The 22915-nt window shown below is 62.6% G+C and carries 19 protein-coding genes; 10 read left to right on the top strand and 9 right to left on the bottom strand.

Going from position 1 to position 22915, the window contains the following annotated elements; genetic code table 11:
- Nucleotides 1-35: 35 nt before the first annotated feature.
- The 3 genes from NKJ04_RS16465 to NKJ04_RS16455 are packed head-to-tail and all read right to left on the bottom strand — an operon-like array spanning nt 36 to nt 4190.
- On the bottom strand, nt 36-1697 hold the full coding sequence (locus NKJ04_RS16465) for an ABC transporter substrate-binding protein (RefSeq protein WP_023813927.1): 1662 nt from the start codon (nt 1695-1697) through the stop codon (nt 36-38).
- Nucleotides 1698-1715: 18 nt separating this feature from the next.
- The gene (locus tag NKJ04_RS16460) at nt 1716-2621 is read right to left on the bottom strand and encodes a proline iminopeptidase-family hydrolase (RefSeq protein ID WP_352554859.1); all 906 of its coding nucleotides are present in this window, start codon (nt 2619-2621) and stop codon (nt 1716-1718) included.
- 54 nt (nt 2622-2675) lie between these two features.
- Complete coding sequence (locus NKJ04_RS16455; RefSeq protein ID WP_352676374.1) at nt 2676-4190, bottom strand: leucyl aminopeptidase; 1515 nt, start codon at nt 4188-4190, stop codon at nt 2676-2678.
- A 246-nt stretch (nt 4191-4436) separates the two neighbouring features.
- Here NKJ04_RS16455 and NKJ04_RS16450 point away from each other — a divergent pair, with 246 nt between their 5' ends.
- Nucleotides 4437-5339, top strand: a complete 903-nt coding sequence (locus tag NKJ04_RS16450) for a LysR substrate-binding domain-containing protein (RefSeq protein WP_128303639.1) — start codon at nt 4437-4439, stop codon at nt 5337-5339.
- A 223-nt stretch (nt 5340-5562) separates the two neighbouring features.
- Nucleotides 5563-7020 (top strand): NCS1 family nucleobase:cation symporter-1, encoded by a 1458-nt coding sequence (locus tag NKJ04_RS16445; protein ID WP_352612265.1) that lies wholly within the window; start codon nt 5563-5565, stop codon nt 7018-7020.
- 47 nt (nt 7021-7067) lie between these two features.
- Here the strand turns inward: NKJ04_RS16445 and NKJ04_RS16440 are convergent, their stop codons facing one another.
- The 5 genes from NKJ04_RS16440 to tpiA all read right to left on the bottom strand — a co-directional run bounded on the left by NKJ04_RS16440 (nt 7068) and on the right by tpiA (nt 12142).
- Nucleotides 7068-7613 carry a DUF1697 domain-containing protein gene (locus NKJ04_RS16440; RefSeq protein ID WP_352554856.1) on the bottom strand — a complete coding sequence of 182 codons (546 nt, stop codon included), beginning with the start codon at nt 7611-7613 and terminating at the stop codon, nt 7068-7070.
- 18 nt (nt 7614-7631) lie between these two features.
- On the bottom strand, nt 7632-9269 hold the full coding sequence (pyrG, locus tag NKJ04_RS16435; protein WP_352554855.1) for a CTP synthase: 1638 nt from the start codon (nt 9267-9269) through the stop codon (nt 7632-7634).
- 137 nt (nt 9270-9406) lie between these two features.
- The gene (locus NKJ04_RS16430) at nt 9407-10534 is read right to left on the bottom strand and encodes a L,D-transpeptidase (protein ID WP_128303637.1); all 1128 of its coding nucleotides are present in this window, start codon (nt 10532-10534) and stop codon (nt 9407-9409) included.
- A 211-nt stretch (nt 10535-10745) separates the two neighbouring features.
- Entirely contained in the window at nt 10746-11204 is a 459-nt protein-coding gene (gene secG, locus NKJ04_RS16425; RefSeq protein ID WP_352676368.1) for a preprotein translocase subunit SecG, read from the bottom strand.
- Between the two features lie 170 nt (nt 11205-11374).
- Complete coding sequence (gene tpiA, locus NKJ04_RS16420; protein WP_352676365.1) at nt 11375-12142, bottom strand: triose-phosphate isomerase; 768 nt, start codon at nt 12140-12142, stop codon at nt 11375-11377.
- A gap of 145 nt (nt 12143-12287) precedes the next feature.
- Here tpiA and NKJ04_RS16415 point away from each other — a divergent pair, with 145 nt between their 5' ends.
- From NKJ04_RS16415 to NKJ04_RS16395, 5 genes are read left to right on the top strand one after another with little or no spacing between them, the layout of a single operon-like run.
- On the top strand, nt 12288-14180 hold the full coding sequence (locus tag NKJ04_RS16415; protein WP_352676363.1) for a SurA N-terminal domain-containing protein: 1893 nt from the start codon (nt 12288-12290) through the stop codon (nt 14178-14180).
- Nucleotides 14177-15187, top strand: a complete 1011-nt coding sequence (trpD, locus tag NKJ04_RS16410; RefSeq protein WP_023812911.1) for an anthranilate phosphoribosyltransferase — start codon at nt 14177-14179, stop codon at nt 15185-15187. The genes NKJ04_RS16415 and trpD overlap by 4 nt, the downstream gene beginning before the upstream one ends.
- Nucleotides 15188-15197: 10 nt before the next feature.
- Nucleotides 15198-16010 carry an indole-3-glycerol phosphate synthase TrpC gene (gene trpC, locus NKJ04_RS16405; RefSeq protein WP_352676360.1) on the top strand — a complete coding sequence of 271 codons (813 nt, stop codon included), beginning with the start codon at nt 15198-15200 and terminating at the stop codon, nt 16008-16010.
- Between the two features lie 2 nt (nt 16011-16012).
- The gene (moaC, locus tag NKJ04_RS16400) at nt 16013-16495 is read left to right on the top strand and encodes a cyclic pyranopterin monophosphate synthase MoaC (protein WP_352676358.1); all 483 of its coding nucleotides are present in this window, start codon (nt 16013-16015) and stop codon (nt 16493-16495) included.
- A complete protein-coding gene (locus tag NKJ04_RS16395) occupies nt 16495-17700 on the top strand; it encodes a molybdopterin molybdotransferase MoeA (protein ID WP_352676356.1) in 1206 nt (401 codons plus the stop codon). The genes moaC and NKJ04_RS16395 overlap by 1 nt, the downstream gene beginning before the upstream one ends.
- 48 nt (nt 17701-17748) lie before the next feature.
- On the opposite strand, the gene NKJ04_RS16390 is transcribed toward NKJ04_RS16395, so the two are convergent.
- Nucleotides 17749-18579, bottom strand: coding sequence for a hormone-sensitive lipase (locus NKJ04_RS16390; protein ID WP_352676353.1), 831 nt, complete (start codon nt 18577-18579; stop codon nt 17749-17751).
- Between the two features lie 314 nt (nt 18580-18893).
- Here NKJ04_RS16390 and NKJ04_RS16385 point away from each other — a divergent pair, with 314 nt between their 5' ends.
- The 3 genes from NKJ04_RS16385 (at nt 18894) to kynU (ending at nt 22679) form a co-directional block, all read left to right on the top strand.
- The gene (locus tag NKJ04_RS16385) at nt 18894-20519 is read left to right on the top strand and encodes an AMP-binding protein (RefSeq protein ID WP_352676350.1); all 1626 of its coding nucleotides are present in this window, start codon (nt 18894-18896) and stop codon (nt 20517-20519) included.
- Nucleotides 20516-21352, top strand: a complete 837-nt coding sequence (kynA, locus tag NKJ04_RS16380) for a tryptophan 2,3-dioxygenase (RefSeq protein WP_352676346.1) — start codon at nt 20516-20518, stop codon at nt 21350-21352. The genes NKJ04_RS16385 and kynA overlap by 4 nt, the downstream gene beginning before the upstream one ends.
- Before the next feature lie 79 nt (nt 21353-21431).
- Complete coding sequence (kynU, locus tag NKJ04_RS16375) at nt 21432-22679, top strand: kynureninase (RefSeq protein ID WP_352676343.1); 1248 nt, start codon at nt 21432-21434, stop codon at nt 22677-22679.
- The last annotated feature ends 236 nt before the right edge of the window (nt 22680-22915 follow it).

Here is a 22915-nt window from a genome sequence, read left to right as displayed (position 1 = left end):
GTGCCTCTCCGCGGTTCGTTACTGCACCCAGGCCATTACTGTACCCAGGATTGGGTGATCATCCAGTTGAACTGCCGGTTGAACTTGAAATTGCCGAGACGTTTGCTGACAAAGTCGAGCCGCTTCGGCGTGAAGAGGCCGACGGCAGGTGCCTTGTCGGTGACCTGCCTGTCGATTTCAGCCCACATTTTGTCGGCGGCTTTCTGATCGGTGACGCCGAGGTCCAATGCCTTTTGCATCTTGGCGTCGATTTCCTTGTCGCAGAAGCCGGCGATGTTGATCGAGGCGTCCGAACCTTCACGGAAGGAGGCGCAGCTGAACAGGATGTTCAGGAAGTCCGAGGCCGCAGGATAGTCCTTGTACCACTGGGTGACGGACATCTGCACCTTGTTGTTGGTGTTCTGGATGTAGGTGAACTGGATGTTCGACGAGATCGGCTTGACGTCGGCGACATAGCCGATGCTGGTCAGCACGCTCTGCAGATAGACGCCGATGGACCGCGAAATGGCGGTGTCCTCGACGATGATCGTCACCTTCTGGCCCTTGGTGCCGGAGTCCTCGACGAGCTGCTTTGCCTTGTCGAGATCAGGAGCCGACCATTTGGCGCCCGGATTCTTGGTGAAGGGGCAATAGTCTTCATGGCCGGGGAAGTCCGGAGGCAGGACCTGGCAGACCGGCGAAGCCAGCACCTTGCCGCCGAACAGCTTGACCAGCGTGTTGCGATCGATCGCATAGGCAACGGCCTGGCGGGCTTTTTCATTGTCGAAGGGTGCGAGACGGTTGTTCAGCGGCGCGTACCACCACGCCGAAAGCGGTGAGATGTGCAGCTGGTCCATGGATTTGCTGCCCAGTTCGCCCAGGCGATCGCTGGGCAGAGCGTCGAACATCCAGTCCGCTTCGCCGTTCTGGATCGCGGTGACGGCTGCCTCTTCGGACAAGCCGAAATCATACTGGACGACATCCGGATAGCCGTCCGGCTGGGCTTCTTCGCTCCACTGCTTGAAATTGGGGTTGCGGGAAACCGTCATGCCCTTGTTGGGGTCGAAGGCCGAGATCGTGTACGCGCCGGTGCTGGGAATGGGCTTGGAACCCATGTCTTCTGCGGGCGTGTCCGCCGGCAGGACCACGGCATGCGGCAAGGCCAGCTTGTAGAGCAGTTCGGCATCCGGCTTGGTGATGTTGATGGTGATGGTGCCGGCCGCTTCGTCGCCGACAACGCCGCCTTCCAGCGTGCAGCTCTTGGTGTCGGCCAGGCATTTGTCCGCGCCGACGATGCCAGCATAGAACGTGCCGGAGGTGGGTCCGGAAACCTTGAAGATGCGCTGGAAGGAAGCGACGACGTCCTTCACGCCAAGATCCTGGCCGCTGGAGAACTTGATGCCCTTGCGCAGCTTGAAGGTGAAGGTCTTACCGTCATTGCTGACCTGCGGCAGGGCCTCGGCCAGATCGGGAACGATGGTGAAGCCGTCCATGCCCTCGGCCTTGCGGAAGGCCACCAGGCCGTCATAGATCGGCTGGTACATTTGCCAGCCCTGGTCCGTGTAATTGATGTGCGGATCGAGCGTTCCGGCCGCGGAGCGGGCCAGCAGGCGGATGGTGCCGCCCCGGTGCTCCTTGAGATATTCGGCCTGTGCCGGGGCCAGCCATGTACCGGCCAGCAATGCCGCGGCTGTTGCCGCCAGAAGCAGTTTCTTCATGTCTTGATTCCCCTTTTTTCAGTTATCGTTGTGGTCCAGGAAGTCTCCCACCACCCGCATGCACGCATCTTGCTCTTCGACATGCGGCATGTGGCTGGAATGCTCGAATATCTCCCAGCGAGACCCCTTGATGCCGTCCTTGTAGGGCTGCACGGTCGCGGGCGTGGCCTCGTCGTGACGTCCGGAGATGATCAATGTGGGAACATCGATGGCCGGCAGGCGCTCAACGATGCTCCAGTTCTTCAGCGTTCCGATGACATGGAACTCGTTCGGCCCATTCATCAGATTATAGACGGTCGGATTGCGCACGACCTGGGCGAAACTTTCCGTGACTTCGGGCGGGAAAGGCACGACCCGGCAGACATGCCGCTCGTAGAACACCATCGTCGCCGCCTGGTACGCCGCATCGTCCGTCGTGCCGGCCTGCTCGTGCCAGGTCAGAGTCTCCTGCACATCGGCGGGCAGATCCGCACGCAACCGGTTGGCCTCTTCGACCCACAGCTTCATGGACGCCGGTGAGTTGGCAATGGTCAGCGATTTCAGACCCTGCGGCCGCGTCACGGCATATTCGGCGCCCAGCATGCCGCCCCAGCTCTGGCCGAGCACATGGAAGCCCGCCCGAATGCCGAGGTGGTCGACCAGGTTTTCAAGCTCGTCGATGAACAGCCCAGGTGTCCAGAAATCGGCGCCCTTCTCAGGCAGTAAGGTGGAATTGCCGCAGCCCAACTGGTCGTAATGAATGACGGCGCGATCCCTTCGCGCAAGAAGCTTGTAGGCATCGACATAATTGTGGGCGACGCCCGGGCCGCCATGCAGGATCACCACCGGCGCCTTTTCGCCACCGAGTTCGCCACTGACCCGATACCAGGTCTCGTAGGCACCGAAAGCGCCCCGTCCTTCCATGCCGATGATCTCAGATGACATCCCAGTTCCCAGTGCGGTTGAAGGCATCTTGTATTTGTCCGTGACGACGGGGGCCTAACTCATGTTTCGGCTGACCTGCACCCACTCTTCCAGCATCTGCACGCCAAATGCCGTGGCACCTTGCCTGCCGAGAGGCCGATCGGTGTCGGTCAGTTCCTTGCTGGCGATGTCGAGATGCACCCAGGGGCGATCTTCCGTGAAATGGCGCAGAAAGGCCGCGGCATAGGGAGCGTCGCCGTCCTCCATGTCCTTGGCATGATGCCTGAGGTCCGCGAACGGCGATTGCAGGCCCTCATCATAGGCCCGGTCGAGCGGCAGCCGCCAGAACCGTTCGCCGACCGTTTCTCCGGCCGCGATCATCTGTGACGCGATGGCATCGTCGGTGCTGAACAGGCCGGCGAATATCGAGCCCAGGCCACGCGTCACCGAATAGGTCAGCGTTGCCAGATCGACGATCACCGAAGGGTTGAAGCGCGTGGCTGCATAGTGGAGGCAGTCGGCCAGAAGCAGGCGTCCTTCCGCGTCCGTGTCGAACACTTCCACGGTCTGTCCCGAGGCCGTGGTGATGATGTCGCGCGGTTTGAGCGCGGTGCCGGATGGCATGTTCTCGGCGATGCCGAGAACACCGACAACATGTACCGGGCTGCCTTGCCGGGCGAGCGCGATCAGCAGGCCGACCACAGCGGCCGCTCCGCCCATGTCGGCTTTCATGTCGAACATTTGCGCTCCGCCCTTGATGCAGAGGCCTCCCGAATCGAAGCAGACGCCCTTGCCGACGAAAGCGAGTGGTTGAGCGGGCGCACCCTTGCCCCGGTAACGCAGGACAGCGACCCTAGGCGGGCGCGCCGAGCCCGATCCAACAGCAAGAAGCGCGTTCATGCCGAGCTCCTTCAGTTGCGCGGCATCGAGCATTTCGATGTCGATTCCGGCTTCACGCAGCGGCTCCAGATGATCATGGAAATTGTCGGGATGGAGATGGTTCGGCGGCAGGTTGACCAAGGTGCGTGCATATTCGACACCGTCGGCGATGGCATTGATCCGCGCCAGCGCCGCGGTCAGATTTGGGCCGCGGGCCCCGACCAGTTTCACCCGCAAGGTTCGATCCGCTCCCGCCCCTTGCCGCCGGTTGCGCATGTCGAAACGATAGCGGCGCAGCCGCATGCCGAGCGCGACACGCGCCAGGATTTCGGCTCCGGGCAGGTCAACGCCGGCGATGGGGTCCAGGACCAGCGTGGCCGCGCATTCTCCCTTGGCCTCCAGATGCGCGGCAAGCAGACCGCCGGCGCGTGCCAACGACAGGGCGGTTACGGTTTCAGCTTTGCCCAAGGCCAGGACGACCACGCGCTTAATCGATACGGCCTGAGGAGCAATAAGATCGATGCAGGTGCCGGATTCGGCCAAGGCGGCCGGGTCGGAGCAGGCGCGAGAGAGGATCCCGCTCATCTCGGCATCCAGGGCGACTGCCCGCGGGCCAAAGCCCGTGTGGGCAGTTTGCAAAATCACGACGACAGAGGCTTCGGCGGAAATCTCATCCGCGGTCTCGAAAACCGGCGCTGGCGATTGAGGCATAGGCTGGCGCTCTCTCCAATTGCGGCAATACCAGCCGGTAGCGAGCAACGCTCCGCTCGCCCCGGTGGAGACTGGTCAAGCCGGTCTCCGCCGTTCGTGGTATAATGCCGGTCCCCAAACAGTCGCTTTCTTGAGACGACTTAATTGCTCTTGCCTTCTGGGTATCCCCTAACGGGGCAGGCGATCAAACGCGAATTCTGCCCATGTCGATTGACAAAAACTCAACTGACAATTCATGATCGGCCAATGGCCCTTCCCTCACTCAATGGCATGCGCGCTTTCGAGGCCGCCGCTCGCCTCGGCAGCGTCAAGGACGCGGCGGAAGAACTGCATCTGACACCCTCGGCTGTCAGCCGCCACATCCGCGCGCTTGAACGAAATCTTGGCCAGGACCTGTTCGAACGCGGTTTTCGCCAGATAACGCCAACTATCAGGGGCTCCTACTATGCACGCAGCCTCTCGGAGGCGTTCGAAGCCATCTGGCGCGCCACCGATGACGTCAGCCTCTCCGAGGGGTCGCGCCACGGCAAGATCCAACGTGTCCGGGTCTTGTGCGTGCCCACTGTTCTGAACCTTTGGCTGGCGGACCGGTTGCCGAACTTTCGCCGGTTGCATCCGTCGGTGGATCTGGAGATCTCCACTTCAGGCAAGCGCGCCAACTTCGATTTGGCCATTGTCGACGAGTTCGTCTACAAGGCCGGCCCGGCTTTGACGCTGCTGATCCCGCTGCTTTTGACGCCGGTCTGTGCGCCTTCGCTTTTGGAGGGGCCTGTGCCGCTGCGATCGCCGGCCGATTTGGTCAATCATCATCTGATCCATGAATGCGAAACCATGAGATGGAAGCGTTGGCTGGAGCAGGAAGGCGTTCTGGAAACGACGCCAAAATCCAGCACAACACTGGATGATTGCACCTTGATCATGCGCGAAGCGATCAATGGCGCGGGAATAGCGCTCGCGGACACGATGATGGCGCAAGATTTTCTGCAGCAAGGCAAACTGGTCGCCCCGTTCCGTGCCCGCCACACCTATCCGGCCGGCATTTACCTGCATCAGCGTCGCAGCATCGGCAACAAACCAGGCACCGGCCTGTTTCAGGATTGGCTGCTCGCCGAAGTCGCGGATCACAAGCAGCTTATGGCCATCGCTTAGATGGCCCTACCGCTTCAGATTGGAATCCCGGCGTCGAACTTCGAATCATCCGTGCCGGGCTCAGCGATGACCCACCATCGCCGTGCATCGATAATCGCAGTTCTCATTGAATATCTTTAAGGCCAAAGCCGGCAAATAGGTTGCTTGTCGGTTCCCCTGCGGCAGGCTTAACCTGCACGCGGCCAACGCGTGAGGGCGCGTGCTGCAAAAGGGGACCATTGCAATGACAATACAGGGTGCTTCACCTGATCTCTATAACGAGGATCTGGCTCCAGCCAAAGTTCGAAACTGGGGACCATTCTCGATCTTCAACGTCTGGACATCGGACGTTCACAGCCTCTGGGGCTACTATCTCGCCGCCAGTCTGTTCCTGTTCTGCGGCGGCTTTGTCAATTTCATCATCGCCATAGGCATCGGATCGCTGATCATCTACGCGCTGATGAACATGGTCGGCTATGCCGGCGTGAAGACGGGCGTGCCCTACCCCGTGCTTGCCCGCGCCTCTTTCGGCATCTGGGGCGCCAACATACCGGCACTGGTGCGCGCCATCGTCGCCTGCTTCTGGTACGGCGCGCAGACGGCCGCCGCCTCGGGCGCGATCGTGGCGCTGCTGATCCGCACGCAGTGGTTCGCCGATTTCAACGCCAGCACGCATTTCCTCGGCCATACCGGCCTGGAGGTGATCTGCTTCGTGGTCATCTGGGGGCTGCAACTGCTGATCATCCAGAACGGCATGGAAACGGTGCGCCGCTTCCAGGACTGGGCCGGCCCCGCAGTGTGGGTGATGATGCTGATCCTGGCGATCTATCTCTGCGTCAAATCCGGGAGATTTGCCTTCACCAGCGACATCCCGATGGACGTGTTGCTGGACAAGACGAAGGACGCGGGCGTGCCCGGCACGCCCGGCTCGTGGACTTCGCTGTTTGCGGTGGCAGCAATCTGGGTCACCTATTTCTCGGCGCTCTATCTCAACTTCTGCGATTTCGCCCGTTACGCGCCGGACAAGGCATCGCTGCGCAAGGGCAACATCTGGGGCCTGCCGATCAACCTCATCCTGTTCTCGCTGGTCGCCGGCGTCACCACCATTGCCGCCTTTGACGTCTATGGCGAGGTGCTGCTGCATCCCGACCAGATCTCGGCGAAATTCGACAGCTGGTTCCTGGCGGCGCTCGCAGCCCTGACCTTTGCGGTTGCGACCCTGGGCATCAACGTGGTCGCCAATTTCGTCTCGCCGGCCTTCGACTTCTCCAACGTCTTCCCCAGGCAGATCGACTTCAAGAAGGGCGGCTATATCGCGGCCGTCATTGCCCTGCTGCTCTATCCCTTCGCGCCATGGGAAGGCAGTGCCGCTTCCTTCGTCAACATCATCGGCGCGACGATGGGGCCGATCTTCGGGGTGATGATGGTCGACTACTACCTGATCCGGAAGGGTGAGATCGACGTTGAGGCGCTTTACCGCGAAGACGGCGAGTTCCGTTTCCAGGGCGGCTGGCACGTCAATGCATTCATCGCCGCCGGCATCGGCGCCATCTTCTCGTCGATCCTGCCCAACTTCACCAACTGGCTGCCGTCCTGGTGGGGCGTCTATGGCTGGTTCTTCGGCGTGGCGATCGCCGGCATCATCTACTACGTGCTGCGCACCGCCGCCCTTGGCGCCGGAGCGAAGACGGCAAAGGCTTGAAAATGAGGCAGTAGGCAGTAGGTGTGAGGGAGTAGAGAACTGCTTCCCTACTGCCTACTGCCCACCATCTCGGCCAGTTTTCGCACCGTGTTCCAGTTGCGTGAGGTACCGACGCCCAGACGCTTGTGGCTCGCTGCGGTCAGAAGCCGTGAACTGGGTGCGGCGCGCGAGAAGACAATCCAGATATTGCCAGCGACGGCGTGCATCTTTTCGTCTTTGCCGACATAGGAGCCGAGCGCCGTGACGGCTTCGTCCGGCACCGGCCGGCGCATCACGCGCACCGCCACCTGATCCGCGGTCGCATTCGATTCATCTGGAAACGGATTGCCGGCGGCAAGCTTCAGCCAGTCCTCGGCACCGCGCACGATGATATCGACATGGCGGCCGAAGGTTTTTTCGAAGGCTGCTTCCAGCCGCTGTTCCAGGTCGGCGATATCAGTTGCCGGTGCCTCGAAGACCAGATTGCCCGTCGCCACCAGCGTGCGCGGGTTGTTCAGCCCGAGCTCTTCGGCCATGGCCTTGAGGTCGGCCATGACGACCCGGCGGCCCTCGCCCAGGATGATGCTGTAAAGCAGCGCGACATAGGTCTGCATTGCCGCCCGACCTGATCGCTACACCAACCGGCTCTGCTCCACCGCCGCCTCGATGAAACTGGCGAACAGCGGATGCGGGTCGAGCGGCCGGCTTTTCAGTTCCGGATGATATTGCACGCCGATGAACCAGGGGTGGTCTGGATACTCGACCGTCTCCGGCAGCACGCCGTCGGGCGACATGCCGGCGAATACCAGGCCGCAATCCTCGAGTCGCTCCTTGTAGTCGATATTGACCTCGTAGCGGTGGCGATGGCGCTCGAAAATCTGTGTGTCGCCGTAAATCTCGGCGATCTTGGAGCCCTTGGCGAGTTCGGCCTGATAGGCGCCGAGCCGCATCGTGCCGCCGAGATCGCCGGTTTCCCGGCGCTTCTCCAGCATGTTGCCTTTCAGCCATTCGGTCATCAGGCCGACGACCGGTTCCTCGGTCGGACCAAACTCGGTCGAAGACGCATGTTCGACGCCGGCCAGCGACCGCGCCGCCTCGATGCAGGCCATCTGCATGCCGAAGCAGATGCCGAAATACGGCACCTTGCGCTCGCGCGCGAACTTCGCCGCCAGTATCTTGCCTTCGGCACCGCGCTCGCCAAAGCCGCCGGGAACCAGGATGCCATGCACCTTTTCCAGCCATGGCGTCGGATCCTCCTTTTCGAAGATCTCCGATTCGATCCAGTCGAGCTTGACCTTGACGTGGTTGGCCAGGCCGCCATGCGACAGCGCCTCGATCAGCGATTTGTAGGCATCCTTGAGGCCGGTATATTTGCCGACCACGGCGATGGTGACCTCGCCTTCCGGATTGTGGATGCGGTTGGACACCGCCTGCCAGGGCTCCATGCGCGGCTTCGGCGCCGGATCGATGCCGAAGGCGGCCAGCACTTCCGAATCGAGCCCTTCCCTATGGTATGCCATCGGCACATCGTAGATATGCGGCACGTCGAGCGCCTGGATCACGGCACTTTCGCGCACATTGCAAAACAGCGACAGTTTTCTGCGCTCTTCCTTGGGAATGGCGCGATCGGCGCGGACCAGCAGGATGTCGGGCGCGATGCCGATGCCGCGCAGTTCCTTGACCGAATGCTGGGTCGGCTTGGTCTTCAGCTCGCCGGCCGTCGGGATGTAGGGCATCAGCGTCAGATGCACGTAGACGGCGTTGTTGCGCGGCAGGTCGTTGCCGAGCTGGCGTATCGCTTCCAGGAACGGCATCGCCTCGATGTCGCCGACCGTGCCGCCGATCTCGCAAAGCACGAAATCATAGTCGTCATTGCCGTTGAGGACGAAATTCTTGATCTCGTCGGTGACGTGCGGAATGACCTGCACGGTTGCGCCGAGATAATCGCCGCGCCGCTCGCGCTCGATGATGTTCTTGTAGATGCGGCCGGTGGTGATGTTGTCCTGCTGATTGGCGGAGCGGCCGGTGAAGCGCTCGTAATGGCCAAGATCGAGATCGGTTTCCGCGCCATCATCAGTGACGAAAACCTCGCCATGCTGGTACGGCGACATCGTGCCCGGATCGACATTGAGGTAGGGGTCGAGTTTTTTGATGCGTGCGCGATAGCCTCGCGCCTGCAGGAGAGCCCCAAGGGCCGCTGCGGCTATGCCTTTTCCAAGTGAGGAAACCACGCCGCCTGTGATGAATACATATCGCGCCATGGGAGTCATCGCTTAACGCGGCCGGATTGATTCCGCCAGAGAAAAAACCACCGCGAAGGTTTTTTCCCAAGAAGGCGCTCGGATCGTGAACAGGGCAAAACAAAAGGGCCGGCTGAGCCGGCCCTTTCGGCAGGATGACGAAAACGTCAGATGATAACGACCTTGGTGCCAACCCTGACGCGGCTGTAGAGGTCCATGACGTGCTCGTTGATCATGCGGAAGCAGCCATTCGAGGCGCTGGTTCCGATCGACTGCGGCGCGATGGTGCCGTGGATGCGCAGATGCGTGTCCTTCTTGCCGTCATAGAGATAGATGGCGCGCGCGCCGAGCGGATTCTGACCACCGCCGGGCATGCCGTCCTTGTACTGGCCGTAATGCTTCGGCTCACGCTTCTGCATGTCCAGCGTCGGGATCCAGCGCGGCCATTCCTGCTTGTCGCCGACCGCAACCGTACCCTTGTACTGCAGACCCTCGCGGCCGACCGCAATGGCGTAGCGGCGGGCGGTGGAGGACGATTCGACGAGGTAGAGGCGCCGCGCGCTGGTGTCGATGACGATGGTGCCCGCATCGTAACCGCTGAATTCCACGTCCTGCGGCACGAATTCCGGCTTCACCTTGAACTGCTTCTTGGCTTCCCTCTTGGCGAGCACCTGGTCGAGAGCCCGTGTCTCAGGGAGATAGCTTATCGAAGACCCGGACGAGGTGCCGCCGAAGAGACCGGCGAACAGACCACCGCTGCTCGGCTGCTTCTGGCCGATGACCTCGCTGCGCAGCTCGCCATTGTTGCCGGTCAAGGCGACGTTCATCGCCTCTGCCGGAAGCGGCTCTGCCGACTGGATCGGCGCGATCGGTTCGATAGGCTCGATGATCTTGGCAACCTGCTTCTTGGCCGGCTTGGCATCGGCCACCTCGGTTGCCGGCGCGCTCTTGCCCTTCTTGGCAAGGAACGCCTGCCGTTCAGCGTCGGCCTTGGCCTTGGCCGCCTCGCGCATCGCCAGTTTCCTGGCTTCGAGCGCCTTGGCTTTGGCGGCCTCCTTGTCGGCAACGATCTTGGCCTCGATCTTCTTGATCTGGGCGAGGTCGTCGGGCGTCGGGTTTTTCTTCTTCTTGAGAAGCTTCAATTGCGACGCGTCACTTTTGACGGCGACGTTGATGGCGGAGGTTGTTTCAACCGAAGGCTGTGCGGCCATATTGGCTGGAACGCCAGCGAAAGCGGGGGAACTGATGCCGATTGCGGCACAAAGTCCCAGGAAAATGAAGCTGCGAAGCTGCATGGCGAAGATCCGATCGTTCTATGCGTGTTGCCCACGGCGTCGCCCAGCGCCCCCCAAGGGCGCCGGAAGTGCCGCGCGCAATCTATAGTCGAATAAGCGCGGGGGCCTCAAGCGTGAGGTCGTACCTCACCCAGTCGAATCTTTGTGATCTCGCTGCATTTGCCGCGACTGTGTTCAAACGAGCACAGATCGCGGCTTCAGCCGCCGAAGACTACTGGTTTGGAACCTGCGGGGCCGCCGGCGCGGCGGGAGCCGTGCCGTTGGTCGCCGGCGGCGTCGAGCCGGCGGCAGGCGCAGTGGCCGGAGCCGCGGCATCGTTGCCTGACGGCGGCGTCGGCGTGGTGGTGCCTGCGGGCGCCGGGGTGGTCGTGCCGGGTAACTGGTTGAGCACGCCTTTGCCTGCACCGTCCGATGTCGCCGGCACGCGGTCGAGGATGTCGATCGGCTTCTCGCCGTAGCGGGCGACGATCGACAGGGTCAAGGAGGTGGCGAAGAAGGCGGCCGCCAGGATCGCCGTCGCACGCGTCAGCGCATTGGCAGCGCCACGCGCGGTCATGAAGCCGGAGCCGCCACCGATGCCGAGGCCGCCGCCTTCGGAGCGCTGCAGCAGCACCACGCCGACAAGGGCGAGCACAACCATGAGATGGATGACGATCAGTACGGTTTCCATAGTTTATCCTGGCAAGGCCTTGCCCGGCCGCGGACACGACCGGTGAATTGGAGGCGGCTCAATACAATGCTTTGACGGCATTTCCAAGCCCGTGGCCGGAATATGGGAAGCAACCCGTCCTTTGCAACGATTTCAGGCACCGGAAGCCCTGTCCGGCGTGGCGAATGTCTTCAAGCAATATTGCGATAGGCCTCGGCAATAGCTAGGAAATCCGCCGCTTTCAGGCTGGCGCCGCCGACCAGCGCCCCGTCGACATTCCTGACGCCGAGCAATTCGACCGCGTTGGAAGGCTTGACCGAGCCGCCATAGAGAATGCGCACCTTGGCCGCAACGCCGCCGAGCTTTTCCGACAGCTTTTCGCGAATATGCGCGTGTGCTTCGGCCACATCGGCGGCGGTCGGCGTCAGGCCGGTGCCAATCGCCCATACCGGCTCATAAGCAATGATGGTGTTGGACGGTGTGGCGCTTGGCGGCACCGAGCCGTCGACCTGCCGCGACAGCACGTCCAGCGTCGCGCCCGCTTCGCGCTGCCGCTGTGTCTCGCCAATGCAAATGATGGCAACAAGCCCGGCACGCCATGCGGCGGATGCCTTGGCCTGGACTGTGGCGTCATCCTCGCCGCGTTGCTCGCGGCATTCGGAATGGCCGACGATGACATGGCTCGCACCGGCATCCCTGAGCATTTCCGCCGAGATGCAGCCGGTGTAGGCGCCGCTCTCCTTGGTATGGCAATCCTCACCGCCGGCATGCACCGGCGTGCGTGACAGGATCTCCGCAGCGTGGGCAAGCAGGGTTGCGGGAACGCAAACCAGCGCTTCGGTCTCCGCGTCAAGTCCGCTCATGAAACCGTTGCCGATCATCCGGAGCTCGTTGAGGGAGGCGCTGGTGCCGTTCATTTTCCAGTTACCGGCGACGAGCGGGCGAATTCCTGGCGTCATGGGTTTGCTTCTCCGGATGATATCGGGGCTCTGGCCCTCACTACCAAAATCAGGCCACAAAGCAATCGACAGTGGGCCGGAAGGGCGCTATTGCGCTTGTTTCAGACTCGGCGCATGCGAAAATGCGCATAAATCGGAAGTAAAAATGCTTGGTATATTGAGAAGCGCGGCAGGCACCTGGGTCGCGAAAGGGCTGTTGGTGCTGCTGGTGCTCAGCTTTTTGGTCTGGGGCGTTTCCGGACGGCTAATGGGCGGTTTGGCCGGCCATGATTCGGTCATTGCCGCCGGCGGCACCAAAGTGTCGATCAACGAATACCGTCTCGCCTATGATCGCCAACTCGCTGTCATGTCGCAGCAGTTCGGCCAGCGTCTCAGCCACGAACAGGCAAAGGCACTCGGTGTCGACAACCAGGTGCTGGCGCAACTCGTCTCGGGCGCCGTTCTCGACGAACAGGCCCGCAAGCTGGGCCTCGGACTTTCCAAGGACCGGTTGGCCGAGTTGACGCGCGAAGACCCGGCATTCAAGGGCCCGGGCGGCCAGTTCGACCGCAGAACATTCGAATACATGCTGCAGCAGATTGGCATGCGGCCCGAGGACTATCTGAAGAACCGTGCCCAGGTGGCGGTGCGCCAGCAGATCGTCGAGGCTGTCTCGGATGGCCTCAAGGCTCCGGACACTTTCTTCAAGGCTGTTGCACTCTATCGCGGCGAAGACCGCACCATCGACTATTTGACGCTGCCCAAGGCACTGGTCGAGCCGATCGCGGCACCGTCCGATAGCGTGCTCTTGGCCTATTTCGAAGCCAACAAGAAGACATATGCGGCACCCGAATACCGCAAATTCTCCTATGTCCGCCTCGAACCCGTCGACATCATGGATACGACCGCCGTCACCGACAGCCAAGTCAGCGACGACTACAACAAGAACAAGGCGCGTTACACCACGCCGGAACTGCGCACCGTCGAGCAGCTCGTGTTCAAGACGCCGGATGCGGCCAAGGCCGCACTCGATTCGCTCAAGGCCGGCGCTACTTTCGACAAGCTGGTCACGGCGGAAGGCAAGACGCCGGCAGACACGCTGCTCGGCACGCTTGCCAAGGACAAGATCGCCGACAAGGCAGTCGCCGACGCGGCCTTTTCGCTCAATGCCAATGAAGTCAGCCAGGTCGTGCAAGGCGCCTTCGGTCCGGTGCTGCTGCGCGTCACCGAGATCAAGCCCGAGGTGGTGAAGCCACTGGCCGAGGTGTCCGATCAGATCCGCAAGGATCTGGCGCTGGGCGAGGCAAGCCGCATCCTTCTGGACGTGCGCGACAATTACGATGACACCCGCGCCGCCGGCAGTTCGCTGGCAGAGGCCGCGGCCAAGCTGAAGCTGAAGATCGTCACCATCGACGCCATCGATCGCAGTGGGCTGCGGCCAGATGCAAGCATCGTCAAGGACCTGCCGCAATCGCCGGAGCTGATCAAAGCGGTCTTCGACGCCGAACCCAACACGGAAAACGATGCCTTGACCACAGCCGACAACGGCTTCGTCTTCTATGAGGTGGCGTCCATCACGCCGGCTCGCGACCGCACGCTGGATGAGGTTCGTCAGAAAGTCGTGGCCGACTGGACGGCGGCGGAAACAAGCAAGCGGCTCGCCGCCAAGGCTGACGAGCTGGAAAAGCGGCTCAAGGCCGGCGCAACGCTCGATGTCATCGCCAGCGAACTGAAGCTGGAAAAGCAGACCAAGCGCGGTGTCAAGCGCGAGGCCGACGATGTCGATTTCGGCAAGGAAGGCGCCGCAGCAATGTTCGGCGTTGGCGAAGGCGGTACCGGCCTGATCCCCTCGCCCACCGGCGACGGACAGATCCTGTACAAGGTCGCCGAAGTCTTCGAGCCCGCCGGAGCCGATGCCAGCTCGGTGCCGGACGATGCGCAGAAATCCTTCACCTCCGGCATGTCGGATGATCTGCTCGACCAATTGGTGGCACAGTTGCAGACACAGTACGACGTTCGCATCGACCAGGCCGCCGTCGCCCAAGCCTCGACAAGATGAGCGCGCTGAAAACCCATATCGCCAAGATCGCGACCGGTAGCGCGCTTTCCTTTGAGGAAGCGCGCGAGGCCTTCGACATCATCATGTCGGGTGACGCGACCCCCGGCCAGATCGGCGGTTTCCTGATGGCGCTGCGCGTGCGCGGCGAGACGGTGAGCGAGATTTCCGGCGCCGTCGCAACCATGCGGGCCAAGATGCTGCACGTCGACGCGCCCACCGATGCCGTCGACATCGTCGGTACCGGCGGCGACAATTCTCACAGCGTCAACATTTCGACGGCATCGGCCTTCGTCGTTGCCGGCAGCGGCGTGCCGGTTGCCAAACACGGCAATCGCGGCCTGTCGTCGCTGACAGGGGCAGCCGATGTGCTGGTGGCGCTCGGGGTCAAGATCGACATCTCGCCCGATTTCATTAGCCGTTGCATCCACGAGGCAGGCGTTGGCTTCATGTTCGCGCCCGCGCATCATCCTGCGATGAAGCATGTCGGCCCGACCCGCGTCGAACTCGGCACCCGCACCATATTCAACCTGCTCGGGCCGCTCTCCAATCCGGCCGGCGTCAAGCGGCAGCTGGTCGGTGTGTTCCTGCCGGAATGGATCCTGCCGGTTGCCGAGACACTGAAGGCGCTGGGTGCCGAGCATGTCTGGGTCGCCCATGGCGACGGCTATGACGAGATCACCACCACCGGCGAGACGCAGGTCGCCGAACTGATCGGCGGCGAAATCCGCAGCTTCACGCTGACCCCTGAAGCGGTTGGGCTGGCGCGCCATAGCAAGGATGAGTTGCGCGGCGGCGATGCGGACTACAACGCCAAGGCCTTGCGCGATATGCTGGGCGGCGGCGCCGGCGCCTATCGCGACACCGTGCTGATGAACGCCGGTGCCGGACTGGTTGTGGCCGGCAAGGCGACGACGCTTGGCGACGGCATCGCGGCGGCGGCGCAAGCCATCGATAGCGGCCGTGCCCTGCAAGTGCTCGACAGGCTGGTCGAGATTTCGAACGGATAACGGATAGAGCGTGTCTGACATTCTTCGCAAGATCGAGGCCTACAAGCGCGACGAGATCGCGGCGGCAAAGGCACGCGTGCCGTTGGCCGAAATCAAGGCCCGGGCAAAAGATGCCGACGCACCGCGCGGTTTTCTTGCCGCACTGGAAGCGAAGCGCAAATCCGGCGCCTTCGCGCTGATCGCCGAGATCAAGAAGGCGAGCCCCTCCAAGGGTCTGATCCGTGCCGATTTCGATCCACCGGCGCTGGCGCAGGCCTATGCCAAGGGTGGTGCTGCCTGTCTTTCGGTGCTGACCGATGCACCCTCCTTCCAGGGTGCGCCTGAATTTCTCACCCGGGCGCGAGCCGCCGTCGCGCTGCCGGCGCTGCGCAAGGATTTCCTGTTCGATCCGTATCAGGTCTACGAAGCCCGCGACTGGGGCGCGGATGCCATCCTGATCATCATGGCCAGCGTCGACGACGCGCTGGCGAGCGAACTTGAGGTGACGGCGTTCGAACTCGGCATGGATGCACTGGTCGAAGTGCATGACGAGGCCGAGACGCAGCGCGCGCTGAAATTGTCGTCGCGGCTGATCGGCATCAACAACCGCAATCTGCGCACATTCGAGACCAGCCTCGACACTTCAGTGCGGCTGGCGACGATGGTTCCGGCCGACCGCTTGCTGGTCAGCGAGAGCGGTATTTTCTCACATGACGACTGCCTCAGGCTGCAAAAGAGCGACATCGGCACTTTTCTTGTCGGCGAGAGCCTGATGCGGCAACAGGACGTCACCGCGGCGACGCGCCTGCTGCTGACAGGCAAGGCTTTGGCCGAGGCTATCTGACGATGGTATCAGGCCTTACCCATCTCGGCGCGCACGGCGAAGCCAACATGGTCGATGTCGGCGACAAGGCGGAGACGACGCGCACGGCGATTGCCGAAGGCTTTGTCGCGATGCAGTCCGAGACGCTGAAGATGATCCTCGCCGGCAACGCCAAGAAGGGCGATGTGCTCGGCACCGCGCGCATCGCCGGCATCATGGCGGCGAAGAAGACGCATGAACTGATCCCGCTCTGCCATCCGCTGCTGCTGACCAAGGTTTCCGTCGACATCGAGCCCGACCATGCTTTGCCGGGCCTGAAGGTCACAGCACTCGCCCGCGTCACCGGCAAGACGGGTGTCGAGATGGAAGCGCTGACGGCCGCTTCGGTAGCCTGCCTGACCATCTATGACATGGCGAAAGCAGTCGACCGCGCCATGGTGATCTCCGGCATCCGCCTGGTCGAAAAGACGGGTGGCAAGTCGGGTGACTACAAGGCGAGCGCCTGATGGCGCTGGTTCCTATCGCGGAGGCGCTTGAACGCTTGCTTGATGGTGCGGCACCTCTAGCCGGCGAAAGCGTTCCTCTGTTCGAGGCGGTGGATCGTGTTCTGGCGGAACCGGTCGTTGCTCTTCGCACCCAGCCGCCTTTCAATGCTTCCGCCATGGACGGCTATGCGGCGCGCGCCGCCGACGTCACGTCGGTCCCATCCAGGCTGTCGGTGATCGGCATAGCGCCGGCTGGACGTGGCTTCGACGGCACGGTCGGCCAGACGCAGGCCGTGCGCATCTTCACCGGCGCGCCGCTGCCCGAAGGCGCCGACACCATCGTCATCCAGGAGAATGTCCGCGACCTCGGCGGCGGCGATATCGAAGTGATCGAGCCGACAGCGCAATGGCGCAATATCCGCCGCATCGGGCTCGATTTTTCAACAGGCGACATGCTGCTGGAGAAAGGCCGCTTGCTCGACCCGGCGGCACTGTCGCTGGCAGCATCGGCCAACCATCCCCGGGTGAGCGTGGTGAAACGGCCGCTGGTCGCCATCATCGCCACCGGCGACGAATTGCTGCCGCCGGGCAGTGATCTCGGCCCGGACCAGATCATCTCGTCCAATGCCTATGGCGTTGCCGCTGCTGCACAATCGGTCGGCGCCCGCGCGCTCGATCTCGGCATTGCCGCCGATCGCAAGGAGGCTATCGCTGCCCTGATCAGACAAGCGGTCGCGGCCGGTGCGGATGTCATCGTGACGCTTGGTGGCGCCTCGGTCGGCGATCACGACCTGATCCACGACGTGCTGACCGGCGAAGGCATGACGCTCGGCTTCTGGAAGATCGCCATGCGCCCCGGCAAGCCGCTGATGTTCGGCCGCCTCGGCGATATCAGGTGCATCGGCCTGCCCGGCAATCCGGTGGCAAGCCTGGTCTGCTCGCAGTTGTTCCTGAAGCCGCTGCTGGCGCGGCTCGGCGGCCGCAATCATCGCCAGGACGTTCGCCAAGCGCGATTGGGCGCCGCAATGCCGGCCAATGATTTGCGCCAGGACTATGTCCGAGCCGTGGTCAGGGAAGATGACGGCGTACCGGTGGCGACGCCGTTCGGTATCCAGGATTCCTCAATGCTGAGAATGCTGGCCGACGCCAACGGGCTGATCGTGCGGGCGCCGTTTGCCCCTGCAGCAGCCGCGGGCGAGGCTTGCAGCGTTTTGATGCTGCGCTGAGGAACCCCGAACAAGCCATTCATAACAGACGAGAAAATGATCCCGGCTCTAGTTCGAGATCAGGCTCTGCGTCAGCGGATGCGCCGAATCGGCAAGGCCTTCGACAATGCTGTAATGATGCCGGTCGGGCTCGACCACGGTTCTGGTGGTGGCGCCGAGGCCGGTCCAGATGTTGGCAAGCAACGCATTCTGACGCAGGAACTCGGCGCGCTCGCCGCCGCCGACCCAGCAAGTGATGCGGGCACCATCCATCGGCCTCAGCAGCGCCGGGCTTTCAGTCAGCGCCTCGTGCTCGTCGATGGCCAGCGCCGCGTTCATGCCGGTGCGCATGAGCGGACGCAGGTCATGCAGGCCTGAAATCGAAATGACGTGGCGTATGCGCCGCGCCACATCGGCAGCCAGCGGCGTGGTTGTCGTCACCATCCGGGTGGCAAGATGGCCGCCGGCCGAATGCCCGGTCAGCATCAGCGGTCCGTCGACCATTGCCGCCGCCTCGCCGATCGCCGCCCCAATCTCCCTGACGATGCCGGCGATGCGTATGTCCGGGCACAGCGTGTAGGACGGCATCGCAACGGCAAAACCGTTGCTGACCGCGCCATTGGCAAGGTGAGACCACAAACTCTTGTCGGTCTCCAGCCAGTAACCGCCATGGATAATCGCCACCAGCCCTTTGGGCGCGGCACTAGGAAGGAAAAGATCGAGCCGATTGCGCGGCCCTTCGCCATAGGCGATGTCGAGCCGTGCCCGGCCCTGCGCCGACAGCGCATCACGGAATGCTTGCGCCGGCTTCGCCCATGCGGCCGGCCAGCGATCACTGCCGGCGATATTCGCACCGTTGGCATAGGCATCATCCCAATCGACGATGTGACGTTCGAACATCTGTGCCCTTCCCCAAGACGGCATCGCTTCTTCGCTAGCAATGGCCACCGCCATGCCATGCGTCAATGCTCTAGGACAAAAACATTTTAGGCTTGAAACAAATTTCGACTGGTGCGATCCTGCCCTGACGAACAGCCGACAATGGGAGGTCTGCTGTGCTGCCCAAAACCTGCAATGTGTACCCTTTCTGGGGGCATCCCCGAAGCAGGTGCGACGGCGACACCAAGCCTCCTCAAAAACAGGACTTTTAGATCCACCACAGCCAGCCAAGGCGCGTCGCGCACTGGCCAGGCAGCAGACGGGAGAGCGGCGACATGCTTGGGCCTTCAGCGCATATCGACACGTTCACGCGCGATCACCTGCCGCCGCCGGAGCAATGGCCCGATATCCTGCTCGATGGCTTTGACTATCCCGAACGCCTCAACGCCGGCGTCGAACTGACCGACAAGCTGGTCGAGAAAGGTCTGGGCGACCACACCGCGCTGATCGGCAATGGCCGCCGCCGCACCTACAAGGAACTGTCCGACTGGACGAACAGGCTGGCCCACGCGCTGGTCGAGAATTATGGCGTCGAGCCCGGCAACCGGGTGCTGATCCGCTCCGCCAACAACCCCGCCATGGTCGCCTGCTGGCTGGCCGCCACCAAGGTTGGCGCCGTGGTCGTCAACACCATGCCGATGCTGCGCGCCGGCGAACTCGCCAAGATCGTCGACAAGGCCGAGATTACCGTCGCGCTGTGCGACACCAGACTGATGGACGAGATGACTGCCTGCGCCAAGGACAGCGCGTTCCTCAAGCAGGTCATCGGTTTCGACGGCACCGCCAACCATGATGCCGAACTCGATCGTGCCGCTCTCGACAAGCCGGTAACGTTCACCGCAGTTGACACCGGCCGCGACGATGTCGCGCTGCTCGGCTTCACCTCGGGCACGACAGGCGTTCCGAAGGCGACGATGCATTTCCACCGCGACCTGCTGATCATCGCCGACGCCTATGCTCGCGAAATCCTGGAGGTGACGCCGGACGACATCTTCGTCGGCTCGCCGCCGCTGGCCTTCACCTTCGGCCTTGGCGGGCTCGCTATCTTTCCGCTGCGCTTCGGTGCGGCGGCGACGCTTCTGGAGCAGGCGACGCCACCCAACATGATCCACATCATCGAGACCTACAAAGCGACGATCTCCTTCACCGCGCCGACTGCCTACCGCGCCATGCTGAAGGCCATGGATGAAGGTGCCGACCTGTCGTCGCTGCGCGTTGCAGTTTCGGCCGGCGAAACCTTGCCCGCTCCGGTTTTCGAAGAGTGGACGAAAAAGACCGGCAAGCCGATCCTCGACGGCATCGGCGCCACCGAAATGCTGCACATATTCATCTCCAACCGTTTTGGCGACATGAAGCCTGCGTCGACCGGCAAGCCGGTGGGCGGCTACGAGGCGCGCATCCTCGACGACGAGATGCGCGAGGTGCCGCGCGGCACGACCGGCAGGCTGGCGGTGCGTGGCCCGACCGGCTGCCGCTACTTGGCCGATGACAGGCAGAAGGAATATGTGCGCGACGGCTGGAACATCACCGGCGACACCTTCACGCAGGACGAAGACGGCTTCTTCCATTTCGCCGCACGCTCCGACGACATGATCGTCAGCGCCGGCTACAACATCGCCGGTCCCGAGGTCGAGGCGGCGCTGCTGGCGCATCCGGACGTCGCCGAATGCGCGGTGATCGGTGCAGAGGACGCCGAACGCGGCCAGATCGTCGAGGCGCATGTCGTGCTGGTGCAGGGCGTCGCGCCCGACGCCCTCACCACCAAGCGCCTGCAGGACCATGTCAAGGCAACGATCGCGCCCTATAAATATCCGCGATCGGTAAAATTCATCGCCGCTCTGCCCAAGACCCAGACCGGAAAGATCCAGCGCTTCCGGCTGCGCACGGAGAAAATCAATTGAGCCAACCGTACGATCCGGCGTCCGAAGGCGCCCAGATGTCGTTCAAGGAGCGCATGTCCTACAGCGACTACCTGCACCTGGAGAAAGTGCTGGAGGCCCAGACGCCGCTGTCATCGGCGCATGACGAGATGCTGTTCATCATCCAGCATCAGACCTCCGAGCTCTGGATGAAGCTTGCTCTGCACGAGATTGGCGCCGCGATCCGTTCCATCCGCGCCGACCGGCTCGAGCCGAGCTTCAAGATGCTGTCGCGCGTTGCGCGCATCTTCGAGCAGCTGAACAATGCCTGGGACGTGCTGCGGACGATGACGCCCAGCGAATACACCGAGTTCCGCGACGCGCTCGGCCAGTCCTCGGGTTTCCAGTCCTGGCAGTATCGCGCCATCGAGTTCATGGCCGGCAACCGAAACCTGGCAATGCTCGGGCCGCACAAGCATCGGCCCGACCTGAGCGGCAAGCTGGAAGCGATCCTGGCCGAGCCGTCGCTCTATGACGAGGCACTGCTGCTTTTGGCGCGCAACGGATTCGACATCGGTGCCGATGCCAGGCGCACGGACTGGCGTGAGACGCGAACCGAGAATGAAGAGGTGCTGGTCGCCTGGCAGACCATCTACCGCGATCCGCAGCGCTACTGGATGTTCTACGAACTGGCCGAGAAGCTGGTCGACTTCGAGGACTACTTCCGCCGCTGGCGCTTCAACCACGTCACCACGGTGGAGCGCATCATCGGCCTGAAACGCGGCACCGGCGGCACGTCGGGTGCTTCGTATCTGAAGAAAATGCTCGAGGTCGTGCTGTTCTCGGAGCTGTGGACGGTCCGCACCCGGCTCTGACGTCGAAATGAAAACAGGCACACCGAGGGGACGCGCTGTGGCGGAAAACCCTTCGCGAACAACCGGGGACTGACCGACCATGAGTGGAATTCCTGATCTCGCCGCAGTCGAAGCGATGGATGCCACGGATCCGCTGCGGGCCATGCGCGACCGTTTCATTCTGCCGGAGGGGATGATCTATCTCGACGGCAATTCACTGGGGGCAGCGTCTCATGCCGTTTTCAGCGAGCTGCAGCAGGCGGCGACCCAAGAATGGGCCCAGGATCTCATCCGAGCTTGGAACACGGCCGGATGGTTCGAGATGCCAATCGAACTCGGCGACCAGCTCGGACGCCTGATAGGAGCCGCGGCCGGCCAGACCGTTGTCTGCGACACGACATCGACCAACATCTACAAGGTGCTGCACGCGGCGATGGAGATGCGGCCCGGCCGGTCGGCCATCGTCGCCGAAGGTGACAGTTTTCCCACCGACCTGTACATCGCCGAAGGCGTGGCCTCGACCCGGGATGGCGTCCTGCTGCGCCTCGCGGGTGTCGACGCGCCGACCATCGAAGAGCTGATCGACGAAAACGTCGCGGTGGTGCTGGTCAATCACGTCAATTACAAATCGGGTGAACTGCGCGACATGGCGGCGCTGACGCGCAAAGCTCATGCGGCCGGAGCGCTGATCGTCTGGGATCTTTGCCACACCGCCGGCGCCCTGCCCGTCGAGCTCGATCACGCAAATGCCGATTTCGCCATCGGCTGCACCTACAAGTACCTCAACGGCGGTCCGGGCGCACCGGCCTTCATCTATGCCGCGCAGCGCCACCACGGCGATATCAGCCAGCCGCTCAGCGGCTGGTGGGGCCATGCGCGGCCCTTTGCCTTCGAACGGGGTTATGTTGCCGGCACCGGCATCCGCCGCTTTTTGTGCGGCACTCAGCCGACCCTGTCGATGCGGGCGCTCAAAGGCGCGCTTGCCATCTGGAATGACGTCGACATGGCGGCATTGCGAAAGAAGAGTGTCGCGTTGACAGAACTGTTCATCCAGCTCGTCGAAGCCAGGTGCGGCGCCTACGGTCTCACGCTGGAGACCACCCGCGACGCGACCAGGCGCGGCAGCCAGGTGTCGTTCCTTCACGATCACGGCTATCAAATCATGCGGGCGCTGATCGAGCGCGGCGTCATCGGTGATTTTCGTGCGCCATCGACCATCCGTTTCGGCTTCACGCCGCTCTATGTCGGCTACAAGGATGTGTGGCTGGCGGTTGAGGTGCTGGAGGATATTCTGCGCACGGGCGCATGGAAGGACCGCCGTTTCGCGGTCAAGGAAGCCGTTACCTGACGCAACGATCCCCGCGATCCACCGCCGCCGCCCTCACTGCCTGGCAGATGACGGAGGGCTGAATTTCCAGCCACAAATGCCAACAGACGTTGGCGTTTTGGCTCCGTTTCGTTCACGGCAAACGAACGTCCCGAAGATTGATATCGTCCTTTGTGGAGGTCGATAGACTGATAATGCCAAGCCTTGGGTCGAGGATGAGCCACAGGTCATTAACCATAATAATTTCAATGTGAACA

Origin of the sequence: Mesorhizobium sp. M0618 (assembly GCF_040320765.1) — a bacterium.
Lineage (GTDB): Bacteria > Pseudomonadota > Alphaproteobacteria > Rhizobiales > Rhizobiaceae > Mesorhizobium.
This window is presented reverse-complemented; position numbering and strand designations above follow the sequence as displayed.